At 72.3% G+C, this 13,502-nt stretch carries 10 protein-coding genes; 3 read left to right on the top strand and 7 right to left on the bottom strand.

Features of this window, described 5'->3' with window-relative positions; all coding sequences use genetic code 11:
* Positions 1-175: 175 nt before the first annotated feature.
* The 5 genes from ACYVM4_RS13225 to ACYVM4_RS13205 all read right to left on the bottom strand — a co-directional run bounded on the left by ACYVM4_RS13225 (position 176) and on the right by ACYVM4_RS13205 (position 6,005).
* Positions 176-544 (bottom strand): MerR family transcriptional regulator, encoded by a 369-nt coding sequence (locus ACYVM4_RS13225; RefSeq protein ID WP_368821346.1) that lies wholly within the window; start codon positions 542-544, stop codon positions 176-178.
* 115 nt (positions 545-659) lie between these two features.
* Positions 660-2,345: a ribonuclease J gene (locus ACYVM4_RS13220; protein ID WP_368821347.1), complete on the bottom strand. Its 1,686-nt coding sequence runs from the start codon at positions 2,343-2,345 to the stop codon at positions 660-662.
* Positions 2,346-2,551: 206 nt separating this feature from the next.
* Complete coding sequence (locus ACYVM4_RS13215; RefSeq protein ID WP_460668838.1) at positions 2,552-3,433, bottom strand: ribonuclease Z; 882 nt, start codon at positions 3,431-3,433, stop codon at positions 2,552-2,554.
* Between the two features lie 75 nt (positions 3,434-3,508).
* Entirely contained in the window at positions 3,509-4,480 is a 972-nt protein-coding gene (locus tag ACYVM4_RS13210) for a CapA family protein (protein ID WP_460668837.1), read from the bottom strand.
* Between the two features lie 172 nt (positions 4,481-4,652).
* Complete coding sequence (locus ACYVM4_RS13205; protein WP_460668836.1) at positions 4,653-6,005, bottom strand: MFS transporter; 1,353 nt, start codon at positions 6,003-6,005, stop codon at positions 4,653-4,655.
* Positions 6,006-6,387: 382 nt separating this feature from the next.
* Here ACYVM4_RS13205 and ACYVM4_RS13200 point away from each other — a divergent pair, with 382 nt between their 5' ends.
* The 3 genes from ACYVM4_RS13200 (at position 6,388) to ACYVM4_RS13190 (ending at position 10,400) form a co-directional block, all read left to right on the top strand.
* Positions 6,388-6,963: a hemerythrin domain-containing protein gene (locus tag ACYVM4_RS13200; protein WP_368821351.1), complete on the top strand. Its 576-nt coding sequence runs from the start codon at positions 6,388-6,390 to the stop codon at positions 6,961-6,963.
* 294 nt (positions 6,964-7,257) lie between these two features.
* Positions 7,258-9,873 (top strand): ATP-dependent chaperone ClpB, encoded by a 2,616-nt coding sequence (gene clpB, locus ACYVM4_RS13195; RefSeq protein WP_368821352.1) that lies wholly within the window; start codon positions 7,258-7,260, stop codon positions 9,871-9,873.
* A 302-nt stretch (positions 9,874-10,175) separates the two neighbouring features.
* Entirely contained in the window at positions 10,176-10,400 is a 225-nt protein-coding gene (locus ACYVM4_RS13190) for a DUF3073 domain-containing protein (RefSeq protein ID WP_368821353.1), read from the top strand.
* 146 nt (positions 10,401-10,546) lie between these two features.
* Here ACYVM4_RS13190 and purM read toward each other — a convergent pair whose 3' ends face one another.
* Both purM and purF read right to left on the bottom strand, forming a co-directional pair.
* The gene (gene purM / locus ACYVM4_RS13185) at positions 10,547-11,707 is read right to left on the bottom strand and encodes a phosphoribosylformylglycinamidine cyclo-ligase (RefSeq protein ID WP_368821354.1); all 1,161 of its coding nucleotides are present in this window, start codon (positions 11,705-11,707) and stop codon (positions 10,547-10,549) included.
* A 1-nt stretch (position 11,708) separates the two neighbouring features.
* Positions 11,709-13,502 carry an amidophosphoribosyltransferase gene (gene purF, locus ACYVM4_RS13180; RefSeq protein ID WP_460668835.1) on the bottom strand — a complete coding sequence of 598 codons (1,794 nt, stop codon included), beginning with the start codon at positions 13,500-13,502 and terminating at the stop codon, positions 11,709-11,711.

Raw genomic sequence — 13,502 nt, 5'->3', positions numbered from 1 at the left:
GCACGTCGCTGCCGCGGCGACCGCGCCCGTCGCCCTCCGGCCCCGGACGGCCCCCGAGGAAGCATCCCCGGGGTGGAGGTCCCAGCAGTCGATCACGACTGCCTGGAGGTCTCCTGCGTGGACGGGCCGGGGAGTGCCGCCAGGAGCGCGGCACCGCGCCAGGTGGAGCGGTCGCTCATCGCCGGAGCCGCTGCTCCAGCATCGCGATGAACTCGTCCGCCTGGGCCAGCTTCCTGGCCAGCCGGTCCCGCTCCGGGTGGGCCCGGGCGAGGTAGTCGGCCAGTCGAGCCCCGGCGGGCTCGTCGGCGCCGAGCAGCTCGAGCAGCTCGGCCATCTCCTCCAGGGAGAAGCCGAGCGGCTTCATCCGCTTGATGTGGGTGAGCCGTTCCACGTCCCGCTCCGTGTACACGCGGAAGCCGCCTTCGGTGCGCGAGGCCGGCAGCAGGCCCACCTCGTCGTAGTGACGGATGGTGCGCAGGGACAGCTCGGTCCGCTCGGCGAGCTCGCCGATCTGCATGGTGCCTCCACGGACGCGCTGCGGCATCGAACGACCTCCAGAGATCAGGGGACCCCGAGTCTACCAACCGCACGGTCCCGGTCCCGGGACAGGCACCGTGCGCCGCCCGGCCCCGGGACCGGGGCCGGGCGGGTCGTGCGGCTCAGGCGTCGACGACGACGACCGTCACCAGCGGGGCCCGCCGGTAGGCACGCTCGAGGTGGCGGCTGACGGTGTCGGCGATGATCGACTCGAGCTTGTCGAGGTCGGCGACCTTGGAGGTGTCCGGGCGCGCCAGGGCGTTCTTCACCTTGTCGGCGGCCCCGTCGAAGATGTGCTCGTCGTGGACGAAGCCCTTCGCGAGGAACTCGAGGGGCTCGGCGAGCGCGTTGGTGTCGGCGTCGACGATGGCCACGACCGTGACCACGCCGCCCTCCTGCAGCAGTCGGCGCTCGACGAGGGTCTCCTCGGTGACCTTGCCCACGGTGTGGCCGTCGACGTAGACGAGCCCGGCCTCCACCTGCCCGGAGATCCGCGCCCGGCCGTCGACGAGGTCGATGACGGTGCCGTCCCGGCCGATCAGCACGTTCTCCGGATCGACACCGGTGCGGATCGCGAGTTCGGCGTTGGCGTGCAGGTGCTTGGACTCCCCGTGCACGGGCAGCACGTGGGTGGGCTTGACGATGTTGTAGCAGTAGACCAGCTCCCCGGCCGACGCGTGGCCGGAGACGTGGACCTTGGCGTTGCCCTTGTGCACCACCTTCACCCCGAGGTCGGTGAGCTTGTTGATGATCCCGTAGATGGCGTTCTCGTTGCCGGGGATCAGCGAGCTCGCCATGAGCACCGTGTCCCCGGCGTTGAGCTGGATCTGGTGCGTCTCGCTGGCCATGCGCGAGAGCGCGGCCAGGGGTTCGCCCTGGGACCCGGTGCACACCAGGCAGACCTTGGCGTCGGGCATGGACTGGAGCTTCTTGAAGTCGACCACCAGCCCGCGCGGGATCTTCAGATAGCCCAGGTCCCGGGCGATGCCCATGTTCTTGACCATGGACCGGCCCACGAAGGCGACCTTGCGCCCGTGCGCGTGAGCCGCGTCCAGGACCTGCTGGATCCGGTGGACGTGGCTGGCGAAGCTGGAGACGATGATCCGCTTCGGCGCGGTGGCGAAGACCTGGTTGATCGCCGGCGTCAGCTCCTGCTCCGAGGTGGTGAAGCCGGGGACCTCGGCGTTGGTGGAGTCGGTGAGGAACAGGTCCACCCCTTCATCGCCCAGCCGCGCGAAGTGGCGCAGATCGGTGATCCGGTCGTCCAGCGGGAACTGGTCCATCCGGAAGTCCCCGGTGTGCAGCACCAGCCCGGCGTCCGTGCGGATCGCCACTGCCAGACTGTCCGGGATCGAGTGGTTGACCGCGACGAACTCGCAGTCGAAGGGACCCGCCTGGTGCCGGTCGCCGGCCTCGACGTGGACCGCCTTCGGGGTGATCCGGTGCTCCTTGAGCTTGGACGTGATGAACGCCAGGGTCAGCTCGGAGCCGATCACCGGGATGTCCGGGCGCTCCTTGAGCAGGTAGGGCACGCCCCCGATGTGGTCCTCGTGGCCGTGCGTGAGCACGATCCCGACGATGTCGCCCAACCGGTCCCGGATCGAGGTGAAGTCGGGCAGGATCACGTCGATGCCCGGCTGGTGCTCCTCGGGGAAGAGCACGCCGCAGTCGACGACGAGCAGCTTGCCGGCGTGCTCGAAGACGGTCATGTTCCGTCCGATCTCGCCGAGACCGCCCAGCGGGGTGATCCGCAGGCCTCCGGAGGGCAGCGGGGGCGGGGACTTGAGCTTGCGGGAGGAAATGGTCAAAGGATTTCGCTTTCATCGTGGGTTCAACGTGGGGTGGTGCAAGGTCGTGCGGTCGGCTCTCGTCGAGCCGGGGCCGCGTGCGGGGCCGGTTTGCCCCGAGAAGTCTGGAACAACTCTAACGTCGGGTCAGGGTCACGGCGGACCGTCGGGCGGCGCGGACGCGGAACGAGCCGCTCCGGCGGGGGTCCGGAGGAGGGGGAGGCCGGTCACCGCCGGCGGGGGAAGGGGATCCGGTCCAGGTCCTCCGCGGCCAGCACGGTCGCTACGCCGGCGCGCTCGCGGGCCTGTCCGGCGAGGCGGGAGACGTCGGGATACCGCGACGAGAAGTGGGTGAGGACCAGTGTGCCGGCGCCGGCGGTGGCGGCCAGCGCGCCCGCCTGACCGGCGGTGAGGTGGCGGTGCCGCGCGGCGAGGGCGGCGTCGTCGTCGGCGAAGGTGGACTCGGCCACGAGCAGGTCGGCGCCGGCGGCGAGCTCCTCGGCGCCCGGGCAGGGCGCCGTGTCCATGACGAGGGCGAAGCGCTGCCCCGGCCGCCGCGCGCTCACGTCCTCGAGGCGCACCCCGTCCAGCCGCCCCTCCCGCTGCAGCCGCCCGACGTCCGGGCCGGCGATCCCGGCCGCCGCGAGCCGGTCGGGCAGCATCGTGCGGCCGTCGGGCTCCACGAGCCGGTAGCCGTAGGTCTCCACGCGGTGGTGCAGCGGCCGCACCTCCAGGCCCGGCGCCACCGTCCCGCCGGTCCCGTGCGGGTGCAGCCGCAGGTCCGTGCCGGCAGCCGCGAGGGACACGAGCGCGCGGACCACGTCCTCGCCGGAGGCCGGGTAGTGCAGGTGGACCGGGTGCGGCACGCCGTCGAGGGCCATGCGGGAGAGCACGCCGGGCAGTCCGTAGCAGTGGTCGCCGTGGACGTGGGTGAGGCAGATGCGCGTGATCCCGGAGGCGGGGACGCCCGCACGCGTCATCTGCCGCTGCGTGCCCTCGCCCGGGTCGAAGAGCAGGCCCTGGCCGTCCCACCGCAGCAGGTACCCGTTGTGGTTGCGGGTCCGCGTGGGGACCTGGGAGGCGGTGCCGAGGACGACGAGCTCACGCATGGGACGAGTGTGCCACCCCCGCCCGGGGTTGCTCAGGGCGCGCGCACCGCAGGACGGGGAGCGGCGGGTCGGGCATCAGCTCAGCGGGACGTCGAGGCACTGCTCGTCGTCGTGCCACGTGCACCGCGTGCCCAGCGCGGCGCTGAGCCGCTCCATCCGCCGCGCGACGGCCCGGGCCTCGACCGTGGCCGTTCTCGCCCGGAGGTCCTCGATCACCGTGGGGTGCAGGCGCAGGCGGCGGGGCATGCCGTCCCGGACGTCGAGCACGAAGACGAACGACTGGTCGTTGCGCTCGTCGGAACGGACGGCGTAGTCGTCGACGAAGTCCCCGGCGCTGTAGACCACCGGCCGGCCGCGGTGCACCTCCACGCCCCGGAAGACGTGCGCGGAGTGGCCGAAGACCACGTCCGCCCCGGCCTCCACCAGCGCGTGCGCGAACGCGCGGTGCTCCCGTGGCACCGCGGCGCCCCAGTTGGGCCCCCAGTGGGCGGAGACGACGAGGAGGTCGGTGCGCTCCCGGGTCTGCCGGACGAGCTGCAGGAGGTCCCGCGCGCGCCTGTCCGTCAGCCGGACGGGCACGTGGTGGACGCCGGGGGAGCGGGGCCCTGCCGCCCAGCCCGGCTCGTTGTCCGTGAAGGCGAGAAAGCCCACCGCGGTCCCGGCCCGGGTGCAGACCGCGGGACGCCGGGCCGCCTCCGCGTCCGGGCCGGCCCCGGTGTGCAGGATGCCCTGCTCGTCGAGCAGGGGGAGCATCTCCCGCAGGGCCTCGGCACCGTGGTCGAGCACGTGGTTGTTGGCCAGCGAGACGACGTCGACACCGGCGGCCGTCAGGCTCGCGACGTTCTTGCGGTCCGAGCGGAAGTGGAACCTCTTGCCGGGCCAGGGCGGGCCGTCGTCGGCGAGCACGCACTCGAGGTTCGCGAAGCGCAGGTCCGCCTGCTGGAGCAGGGGGAGGACGTCTCCCCACGGGAAGGCGGGGCGCTCGTGGCGCAGCCGGTCGTTGACCAGCCGGCCGAGCATGACGTCGCCGACCAGCGCGATCCGCATGAGCCGCCTCCTGTCCGGACGCTTCCATCCTGGCCCTCGGTGTGCGGGGCGGACAAGAGCGACCGGTGGAGGCGACCCTGGCCGCGAGGAGGCGGTGAGGCGAAGGAGCCGGGGTGCCGTGGCTCCGCCGGCGCTCCCTGCTCAGGAGGCAGGGCGCGCCGGCGGCCACCGGTCACCGGCCGAGATCGGCCCAGCTGGTCATCCGGGCGCTGTTCGCCAGGACCGGGCGCGACTGCGCGGCCTCCGGCAGGAGCACGGCCAGGTCGGAGACGGCCTGGTAGGCCCAGGAGGGCCCGGTGCGGACGGGCGAGGAGGCGGGGGCTCCTCCCGTCCGGTGCAGGCGGGTCGCGTAGCCCAGGATGAGCAGGCCGGCCACGGCCAGGCCGACGCCCACCCAGGCGGGGGAGCGGTAGCCCCAGCCGGCCGTGATCACGGCGCCGCCGAGGAAGGCGCCCATGGCGTTGGCCAGGTTGAACGCCGCGTGGTTCATGGCGGCGGTCAGGGACGGGGCGTCCTTGGCCTCGCGCAGCAGGCGCATCTGCAGCGCGGTGCTGAAGAGCGCGCCCATGGCGCCGATCCACAGCACGCCGATCACGGCCGCGACCGCGGAGTGGGCGAACAGGCCGAAGAAGGCCAGGGCCACGCCGGAGACGGCCCCCGCTCCGAGGGCGGTCTTCTCGATGGAACGGTCCAGCAGGGGGCCCGCCAGCAGGGAGCCCGCGGTCATGCCCACCCCGTACACGGCCAGCACCCACGGCACCGCCGAGAGGCCGAGACCGCTGAGCTCGGTCAGGATCGGGGAGATGAACGTGTAGACCGCGAACATGCCGCCGAAGCCGACCGCTCCGGCCAGCAGGGTCAGGGTCACCTGGGGGCGGCCCAGGGCACGGACCTCCTGGGCCACGGAGACGCCGCCGCCGTTGCGGGTGCGTGGCACCCACAGGGCGAGGGCGGTGACGGTCAGCAGGCCGATGGCCACCACGAGCCCGTAGCCGGAGCGCCAGCCGAGTGACCCGCCGAGCACGGCGGCGAGGGGGACGCCCACGATGTTGGCGACCGTCAGGCCGAGGGCCACCCGGGCCACGGCCGTGCCGCGCCGCTCGCGCGGCACCAGGGAGGAGGCCACCACTGCGGCCACCCCGAAGTAGGCGCCGTGGGGCAGGCCGGAGAGGAACCGCGCCACGTACAGCCACTCGAGGGAGGGTGCGGCCGCCGACAGGACGTTGCCCACGGTGAACGCGCCCATGAGCCCGAGCAGGAGCGTCTTGCGCTCCACCCGGGAGGTCAGGGACGTGATGAGCGGCGCGCCGACCACCACGCCCAGCGCGTAGAGCGCGATGGCGTGCCCGGAGGCGGGGATCGAGGCGTCGAGGTCCTCGGCGATGAAGGGGAGCAGGCCCATCGAGGCGAACTCGGTGGTGCCCACGCCGAAGCCGCCGAGGGCGAGGGCGAAGAGGGCGAGTCGAGTGCCGGTGCGGTCCGGGGCGTTGATCACCTGGAGCACGGCAGTGCGCGGTGCGGACATGGCAGATCCTTCCGTGTGGAACGAGGGGGAGTGGAAGGCGCGTCGTCGGGCCGAACAGGTTGAAACCTCGATGCTACGGACGATGTCGGGAACATCCAACGGTTCGGGCCTGTGATCTTGGACAAATCGGATCCTCGTGTGATATAGGTCGCGACCCGCTCCGGCGGGCCGCGGAGTGGTCCGGGGCCTCGGGCGGCCGCTGTGCCGGGTGAGCGGTGTCATCCGCTGGTGGGACCTGGTCGGCCGGTGTCCGCGTGACCTAGAGTCGCAAGTGATCAGCACACTGCTGAAGGACGGCACGAGCGCGGCCGGTGCTGAGGCACCGGGAGCTCGTCCTGCCGCCCGCGGAACCGGGATCCACGACTTCAAGGAGGCGCGTCTCATGACCGACACCCACGCAGCGGGACCGGGCACGGATGTCATCGACATCCTCACCACCGACCACCGGGAGATGCTCGAACTGCTCGGCCAGATCGAGAGCGCGCCGGACGCCGCCCGGCGCCGGGACCTGGCCGACACCGTCATCGCCGAGGTCATGCGCCACGCCGTCGCGGAGGAGATGCACGTCTACCCGGTGATGGCGAAGCACCTGCCCGACGGCGCCGAGGAGGTCGAGCACGACAAGAAGGAGCACGACGAGCTCGTCCAGGTCATGAAGCAGGTGGAGGGCGTCGACGCCTCCGAGCCGGCGTTCATGGAGCTGATCCGTGAGATGCAGGCGCAGCTGCGCCACCACATCGAGGACGAGGAGTCCGACCAGTTCCCGAAGCTGCGGGCGCACATCCCGGCCGAGGACCTCGTGAAGCTGGGGGAGAAAGTGCAGAGTGCCAAGAAGGTGGCGCCGACCCGGCCGCACCCGTCGGCACCGCACTCGGAGCTGTTCCACAAGACCATCGGGCCCGGCGTCGGCATGGTCGACCGCCTCCGCGACAAGCTGACGGGCCGGAGCACCGGATAGGCCGGCGCGAGGTCCGCACGACCCGCACCGCACGGACCCCTGTCGGGCGAGCACCTCGGAAGGCTCGCCCGACAGGGGTCCGCGCTGTTCCACGGGGCCGCCGAGGGCGACCGGGGGCCACGGAGGGCCACTGGGAGCCATCGGGCACTCCTGGCGACGGGCAGGGCAGGAATAGACGCTGTCGGACCACAGTTGAGTGGGGTAGACTCAGGTTAGCTGAACCGTCTGGCCGCACTCGCTGGAGCGCCGTGCCGGGTCGGTTCGTCCCCGATCGTCCCTCGTGAAGGAGCCGCAGTGGAGACCAAGTTCACCACCAAGTCCCAGGAGGCGCTCTCCGCCGCCTCGACCAACGCCTCGACGGCGGGCAACCCGCAGGTCGAGCCCGCTCACCTCCTCAAGGCCCTCATGGACCAGCGGGAGGGCGTGGCCGTCGCCGTCCTGAAGGCCACCGGGGCCGACGTCGACGCCGTCTCCGCGCAGGCCAGCGCCGCCATCAAGGCCCTGCCCTCCGCGTCCGGGTCCTCCACGGCCCAGGCCCAGTTCAACCGGGGCGCGCTGCAGGTCATCCAGGCCGCGGAGCAGTTCGCCCAGTCCCTCGGCGACGAGTACATCTCCACCGAGCACCTCCTGTACGGCCTCGCCCAGCAGGACGGGAAGGTCGGGGACATCCTGCGGGGCGCGGGCGCCGGGCCCGAGCAGCTCAAGACCGCCGTCCCGTCCGTGCGAGGAGACCGCCGCGTGACCACCGCCAACCCCGAGGGCACGTTCCAGGCGCTCGAGAAGTTCGGCGCCGACCTGACCGCCATGGCCCGCGAGGGCAAGCTGGACCCCGTCATCGGGCGGGACTCCGAGATCCGGCGCGTGGTGCAGGTGCTGTCGCGCCGCACCAAGAACAACCCCGTCCTGATCGGTGAGCCCGGCGTCGGCAAGACCGCCGTCGTCGAGGGCCTCGCCCAGCGCATGGTCGCCGGGGACGTCCCCGAGTCGCTGCGCGGCAAGACGCTGATCTCCCTGGACCTCGGGTCCATGGTGGCCGGCGCCAAGTACCGCGGCGAGTTCGAGGAGCGGCTCAAGGCCGTGCTCGAGGAGATCAAGGACTCGGAGGGGCAGATCGTCACCTTCATCGACGAGATCCACACCGTGGTCGGTGCCGGCGCCGCCGAGGGCTCGATGGACGCCGGGAACATGCTCAAGCCCATGCTGGCCCGCGGCGAGCTGCGCCTGATCGGCGCGACCACCCTGGACGAGTACCGCGAGAACATCGAGAAGGACGCCGCCCTGGAGCGCCGCTTCCAGCAGGTCTACGTCGGCGAGCCCTCCGTGGAGGACACCGTGGCGATCCTGCGCGGGCTCAAGGAGCGCTACGAGGCCCACCACAAGGTGCAGATCGCGGACGCCGCGCTCGTCGCGGCGGCCACGCTGTCCAACCGGTACATCCCGGGCCGGCAGCTGCCGGACAAGGCCATCGACCTGGTCGACGAGGCCGCCTCGCGGCTGCGCATGGAGATCGACTCCGCGCCGGAGGAGATCGACCAGCTGCGGCGCGCCGTCGACCGCCTGACCATGGAGGAGCTCGCGCTCGAGCGCGAGACCGACCCCGCGTCGGTGGAGCGCCTCGCCGTGCTGCGCCAGGAGCTGGCCGACAAGAAGGCGGACCTCGACGCCCTCAACGCGCGGTGGGAGGCCGAGAAGGCCGGTCTGAACCGTGTGGGGGACCTCAAGGAGCGGATCGACAACCTGCGCTCGCAGGCGGAGATGGCCCAGCGCCAGGGCGACCTCGGCGAGGCGTCCCGGCTGCTCTACGGGGAGATCCCCGCCCTGCAGAAGGAGCTCGACGCCGCCCAGGAGCAGGAGGGCACCTCCGCCCCGCACGACACCATGGTCTCCGAGGAGGTCACGGCCGACGACGTCGCCGAGGTGATCTCGGCCTGGACCGGCATCCCCGCCGGTCGCATGCTCCAGGGCGAGACCGAGAAGCTGCTGCACATGGAGGAGCTGCTCGGGAAGCGGCTCATCGGCCAGCGGCGAGCCGTGCAGGCCGTCGCGGACGCCGTGCGCCGCTCGCGCGCCGGCATCTCCGACCCGAACCGGCCGATCGGCTCGTTCCTGTTCCTGGGACCCACCGGCGTGGGCAAGACCGAGCTCGCGAAGTCCCTGGCGGAGTTCCAGTTCGACGACGAGCGCGCGCTGGTGCGGATCGACATGTCCGAGTACGGGGAGAAGCACACGGTCTCCCGGCTGGTCGGCGCCCCTCCGGGCTACGTCGGCTACGAGGAGGGCGGCCAGCTCACCGAGTCCGTGCGGCGCCGCCCGTACTCGGTGGTCCTGCTCGACGAGATCGAGAAGGCCCACCCGGACGTCTTCGACATCCTGCTGCAGGTGCTCGACGACGGGCGGCTCACCGACGGCCAGGGGCGCACGGTGGACTTCCGCAACGTGATCCTGATCCTCACCTCCAACCTGGGCAGCCAGTTCCTGGTGGACCAGACCATCGATCCGGAGGCGAAGAAGCAGGCGGTGATGAACGTGGTCAACGCCTCGTTCAAGCCGGAGTTCCTCAACCGGCTCGACGACGTGATCCTGTTCGACCCGCTGTCCACGTCCGACCTGTCGAAGATCGTGGACATCCAGGTCGCCCAGCTGGCCGAGCGCCTGGGCCAGCGCCGCCTGGGCCTGGAGGTCACCCCCGCGGCCGCCGAGTGGCTGGGCATCACCGGCTACGACCCGGCCTACGGGGCCCGTCCGCTGCGCCGGCTGGTGCAGCGGGAGATCGGGGACAAGCTCGCGAGGGCGATCCTCTCCGGGGCGGTCGTGGACGGCGACGCGGTCCGGGTGGACGTCAACGCGGACGTCGTGGCGGACGGGCTCACCGTCACCGCGGTGTCCGAGCAGGCGCACGCCGCGAGCTGAGGTGCGGGGCGTGCCGCCGGCCGAGCGCCGGGCCGCGCCGTGAGCAGCGGCGGGCACGGCCCAGGTCGGCCGGCGGGCCGCCGTCGGGGGACCCGGCGACGGCCCGTCACGGCCCGCCCCGGACCGGGTTCCGTCCGCCTCCCGTGAGGTTGCCGACAGTCCACCGCGCCGGTCCCGGGCCGGGCGCAACGGGCTGACAAACCATGTACCCTGGTCTCACGAACCATTCATACGACATTTCCGGGGCCGTACTCTGTGCCTGAGTGCCGCCGTCCGGACCAAGAGACAGAGGGGGTCACGCCATGGGGCGCGGCCGTCAAAAGGCGAAGGCGACACGGCAGGCGCGGGAGATGAAGTACTTCAGCCCGCAGACCGACCTCACGGCACTCCAGCGGGAACTGCGTGGCAGCGAGCAGCTGCCGCCGCTGCGAGAGCCGGTCGAGGAGACCGTCGAGAAGGACGAGGACGAGTACTCGGCCTACGTCGACAAGTACGCCGACGACTACGACGAGGACTACCGCCGGTAAGCACCGGGAACTCCGCTCGTCTCCACCGCATGACGCAACGAGGTGCCCGTCCAGGACGAGCACCTTCTTCGCGTTCCCGCGAACGACGAACGCCCCGCCGGCCGGCGGGGCGTTCGTCGTCTCCCCGGCGGTCCCGCCGGGCGGGATCAGCCCGCGTAGGCGTTGACCATGCGCACCGCGCCGCCGTCCACGCCCTTCGCGCCCTGCACCCAGTCCGGTCCGCCGTGGTCGGCGTCCGGGTCGATCTCGGCCACCGTACCCATGACCCAGGAGGGCAGGCCGCGGGCCGTGAGGTGGGCGACGGCGTCGTCGGCCACCGCCGGGTCGACGATCGCGACCATGCCCACGCCGAGGTTGAGGGTCCGCTCGAGATCGGGCAGGGGGACGTTGCCGAGCTGGCTGATCAGCTGGAAGACGGCGGGCAGCTCCCAGGTGCTCCGGTCCACCGTGGCCTCGAGTCCGCCGGGCAGCACCCGGGCGAGGTTGGCGGCGAGGCCGCCGCCGGTCACGTGGCTGAAGCCGCGGACACCGCGGCCCGTGGTCCGGTCCGGGCCGTTGACGGGGAAGGCGGCGGCGAGGTCGAGGACGTCGGCGGCGTAGACGCGGGTGGGCTCCAGCAGCTCCTCGCCCAGGGTGCGGCCGAGCTCGGAGACCTGCCGGTCGAGCGACCACCCGGCCACGTTGATGACCTTGCGGACCAGGGAGTACCCGTTGGAGTGCAGCCCGGAGGAGGCCATGCCGATGACCACGTCGCCGGCGCGCACGCGGTCCGGGCCCAGCAGCTCGTCGGCCTCGATCACGCCGGTGGCGGCCCCCGCCACGTCGTACTCGTCCGGGCGGAGCAGACCGGGGTGCTCGGCGGTCTCGCCGCCGACCAGGGCGGTGCCGGCCTGCTCGCAGGCCGCGGCGATGCCGCGCACGATGTCGGCGATCCGCTCGGGCACCACGCGGCCCGTGGCGATGTAGTCGGTCATGAACAGGGGCCTGGCGCCCACCACGACGATGTCGTCGACGACCATGCCCACGAGGTCGAAGCCGATCGTGTCGTGCACGTCGAGGGTCTGGGCGATCGCGACCTTGGTGCCCACGCCGTCGGTCGAGGTGGCGAGGTAGGGCTTGCGGTAGGCGAGCAGCTCCGACACGTCGAACAGTCCCGCGAACCCGCCGACCCCGCCGATCACGTTGGGGGTGTGCGTGGCCCTGACCGCGCTCTTCATGAGCTCGACGGCGCGGTCTCCCGCCTCGACGTCCACGCCCGCGCTGGCGTAGGTGACGGTGCGGTTCGTGGAGGAGGGGGGCTGGGCCATGTCAGGCGTCCTTCGCGGTCTCGTGCTGGGCGGCGTGCTGGGATCCGGGGCGGGCGGCGTGCCCGGTGGTCGTCCGAGCAGCGGGTCCGGCGGGGACCCGGTCCTCGGGCAGGATCAGGTCCTCGAGGTCGGCGTCGGGCCCGGGGTCGCACCCGGTGGAGGTCTCGTGGACGCCGGGGTCCTCGTCGGAGATGCTGGTGCGCTCGACCGGCCGGCGGGAGACGCCGTCGGCGGCCGAGGGACGGGTGTCGATGGACACGGCCGAGGCGTGCTCGGGCCGCTGCGCCACGGACGGCCCGCCCGCGCCCCGGCGGGGCGAGGAGTCCACGGGCCCACGGGTCTCGAAGACGTTCTTGCCCAGCTTGTCCGCGTCCGGCAGCCGGGTGGGGTACGTCCCGGAGAAGCACGCGGTGCACAGCTCGGCGCGCTCCTGCAGGGTGGCCGCGATCATCCCGTCCTCGGAGATGTAGCCGAGGGAGTCCGCCCCCAGGGAGGCCCTGATCTCCTCGACCCCGAGCCCGTTGGCGATCAGCTCCGCGCGGGAGGCGAAGTCGATGCCGTAGAAGCACGGCCACTTGATGGGCGGGGAGGAGATCCGCACGTGGATCTCGGCGGCCCCGGCCTCCCGGAGCATCCGGATGAGGGCTCGCTGGGTGTTGCCGCGCACGATGGAGTCGTCGATGACCACCAGCCGCTTGCCCGCCACCACGGACCTCAGCGGGTTCAGCTTGAGCCGGATGCCGAGCTGGCGGATGGTGTCCGAGGGCTGGATGAACGTTCGTCCCACATAGGCGTTCTTGACCAGGCCGTTGCCGAACGGGATGCCGGACTCCTCGGCGTAGCCGATGGCGGCCGGGGTCCCGGACTCGGGGGTGGGCATGACGAGGTCCGCGTCGATGCCGTGCTCCCGGGCGAGCCGGCGGCCCATCTCCACGCGGGACTCGTACACGGAGCGGCCGTTGATGGTGGTGTCCGGGCGGGCCAGGTAGACGTACTCGAACACGCACGCGGCGCGGCGGGTCTCGGCGAAGCGCTGGGAGCGCAGACCGTGCTCGTCGATCACCACGAACTCGCCGGGCTCGATCTCCCGGACCAGCGAGGCGCCCACGATGTCCAGCGCGGCCGTCTCGGAGGCCACCACCCATCCCCGCTCCAGCCGGCCGAGGACCAGCGGGCGGATGCCCTGCGGGTCGCGGGCGGCGTAGAGGGCGTTCTCGTCCATGAAGGCCAGGCAGAAGGAGCCCACGAGCTGGGGGAGCAGGTGCATGGCGGCGTCCTCGAGGGAGCCGTGCGGGTGCTCGGCCAGCAGCGCGGTGACCAGCGCGGTGTCCGTGGTGTTGCCCTGCGCCATCTCCCCCTGGGAGGGGAAGCCGGACTTGTCGATCAGCTTCTCGTACAGCTCGGCCGAGTTGGTGAGGTTGCCGTTGTGGGCGAGCGCCACGGTCCCGTGCGGGGTGGCGCCCAGCGTGGGCTGGGCGTTGGCCCAGTGGGACCCGCCCGTGGTCGAGTACCGGCAGTGGCCCACGGCCAGGTGCCCGGTCAGGGTGGTGAGGGTCGCCTCGTCGAAGACCTGGGAGACGAGGCCCATGTCCTTGTACACCGCGATGCGGTTGCCGTCGCTCGCGGCGATGCCGGCGGACTCCTGGCCGCGGTGCTGCAGGGCGTAGAGGCCGTAGTAGGCCAGTTTCGCGACCTCCTCGCCGGGGGCCCACACGCCGAACACGCCGCACGCGTCCTGGGGGCCCTTCTCTCCGGGGAGCAGGTCGTGGCTGAGTTGTCCATCAGGGCGAACCAC

The sequence above is a fragment of the Kocuria himachalensis genome, assembly GCF_054784195.1.
The sequence above is the reverse complement of the archived record's forward strand: the minus strand, read 5'-3'. Positions and strand labels throughout refer to the sequence as shown.